Consider the following 2,206-nt stretch of genomic DNA (forward strand, 5'->3'; position numbering starts at 1 on the left):
CCGAGCGCGGCGGCGGTCGCCATCCCGGCGCGCAGGCCGGTGAACGGGCCGGGGCCGACGCCGGCGACGATCGCGTCGAGGTCCTTGAGCGCGACCCCCGCGGCTTCGGCGGCGGCCAGCGCGTGCGGCGTGATCAGCTCGCCGTGGGCACGCGGGTCGACCGTGACGCGCTCTCCGCGCGTCTCGACCGCGTCGCCGTCCACCTCGACGACGCCCGCGGTGACCGCCGGGGTCGAGGTATCGATCGCCAGTACCAACACGGTGTCCCAGCCTACGACCAGCGTCTTCGGAAGGTCTCTGCAGGGGACTGATCCGCACGGTAACGTGCGGGCGAGTCCGACTCTGGGAGGTCCCCGCGGTGCCCGCCCCGTTGTTCCCCGCCCTTGCCGACGGTTCCGCCGGAGAAGCCCTGCGCTTCGGCGACCACGTCCTCACCTACCCCGACCTCGCCGCCGTGGCCGGCGGGCTCGCCGCCGAGCTTCCTCGCGGCCGCGTCGCCGTCTGGGCGACCCCGACCGTGCACACGAGCGTCGCGGTCGTCGCCGCGCTGCTCGCCGGGGTGCCCGCCGTGCCGCTCAACCCGAAGATCGGCGAGCGCGAGCTCGCCCACATCCTCACCGACAGCGAGCCGCAGCTCGTGCTCGCCGAACCGGGCGCCGAGCTGCCCGCGGCCCTCGCCGGGCTGCCGCGGCGGGACATCCCGCTGACCGGTGGGAAAGCGTTCGCCACGGAAGAGCCGGATCCGGAGACGCCCGCGCTGATCGTCTACACGTCGGGCACGACCGGGCCGCCCAAGGGCGTCGTCCTCCCCCGCCGGGCGATCGCGACCACGCTCGACGCCCTCGAGGACGCCTGGGGCTGGACGGCGGCCGACGTCCTCGTGCACGGGCTGCCGCTGTTCCACGTGCACGGCCTGATCCTCGGCATCCTCGGCCCGCTGCGCCGCGGCGGCTCGGTGCGCCACCTCGGCCGGTTCTCGACCGAGGGCGTCGCGCGCGAGCTGGCGAACGGCGCGACCATGCTGTTCGGCGTCCCGACGATGTACCACCGCATCGCGGGCGAGGTCGACGAGAACCCCGCGCTGGCGGACGCGCTTCGCGGCGCACGGCTCCTGGTTTCGGGGTCGGCCGCGCTGCCGGTGCACGACCACCAGCGGATCACCGCGGCGACCGGCCAGCAGGTCGTCGAGCGCTACGGGATGACCGAAACCCTGATGAACACCAGCGTCCGCGCGGACGGCGAACGCAAGCCCGGCACGGTCGGCGTCCCGCTGCGCGGCGTCGACCTGCGGCTGGTCGGCGACGCCGGCGAGGTGGTCGACGACCTCGAGACCGTCGGCGAGATCCAGGTGCGCGGGCCGAACCTGTTCACCGAGTACCTCAACCGCCCGGACGCGACCGCGGCCGCGTTCGACGACGGCTGGTTCCGCACCGGCGACATGGCCACGCGGGACGCCGACGGCTACGTCAAGATCGTCGGGCGCAAGGCGACCGACCTGATCAAGAGCGGCGGCTACAAGATCGGCGCGGGCGAGATCGAGAACGCGCTGCTCGAACACCCCGGCGTCGCCGAAGCGGCCGTCACCGGCGAGCCGGACGACGACCTCGGCGAGCGGATCGTCGCGTGGATCGTGCCGGACGGCGAGCCGCCGGCCGCCGACGAACTCGCCGACCACGTCGCGAAGCTGCTCGCGCCGCACAAGCGCCCGCGGGTCGTCCGGTACCTGGACGCGTTGCCGCGCAACGACATGGGCAAGGTCATGAAGCGGGCGCTCGGTGTCTAGGCTGCCCGCGCGCGAAGTCGTCGAAGCGATCGCGAGCGGGTTCACCGAGTTCCCCACGCCGCTGCGCGACGAGCCGGCCGACGGGCCGATCGGCTGGCCGGGTTACCGCGAAGCCCGTGCGGCGGCGGAAGAGCGCACCGGCGAGAAGGAATCGGTCGTCTGCGGGACGGCGAAGATCGGCGACGTCGAGGCCGTGCTGATCGCGTTCGAGTTCGGGTTCCTCGGCGGGTCGCTCGGGCAGCGCACGGGCGACCGGATCGAGGCGGCGTTCGCCCACGCCCGCGACGCGCGGCTGCCGGTGGTGTCGCTGATCGCGACCGGTGGCAGCCGCATGCAGCAGGGCATGCGCGCGCTCATGCAGCTGCAGCGCGTGGCGCGGGCGGCGGCGTTGACCCGCGCGGCGGGCATCCCGCAGGTCTCGGT

The 2,206-nt window shown here is 74.3% G+C and carries 3 protein-coding genes; 2 read left to right on the forward strand and 1 reads right to left on the reverse strand.

Features of this window, described 5'->3' with window-relative positions; all coding sequences use genetic code 11:
* Nucleotides 1-260: tRNA (adenosine(37)-N6)-threonylcarbamoyltransferase complex dimerization subunit type 1 TsaB (gene tsaB / locus G3I65_RS19910; RefSeq protein WP_160697448.1), on the reverse strand; the 260-nt coding region annotated here is incomplete at its 3' end.
* Nucleotides 261-358: 98 nt separating this feature from the next.
* On the opposite strand from tsaB, the gene G3I65_RS19915 reads away from it, so the two are divergent.
* Nucleotides 359-1,783: an acyl-CoA synthetase gene (locus G3I65_RS19915; protein WP_160697449.1), complete on the forward strand. Its 1,425-nt coding sequence runs from the start codon at nucleotides 359-361 to the stop codon at nucleotides 1,781-1,783.
* A partial coding sequence (locus G3I65_RS19920) for a carboxyl transferase domain-containing protein (protein WP_309235571.1) occupies nucleotides 1,776-2,206 on the forward strand: 431 nt, incomplete at its 3' end. The genes G3I65_RS19915 and G3I65_RS19920, both read left to right, overlap by 8 nt.

It is taken from the genome of Amycolatopsis sp. SID8362 (assembly GCF_010550475.1).
In the GTDB taxonomy this organism is placed as follows: domain Bacteria; phylum Actinomycetota; class Actinomycetes; order Mycobacteriales; family Pseudonocardiaceae; genus Amycolatopsis; species Amycolatopsis eburnea.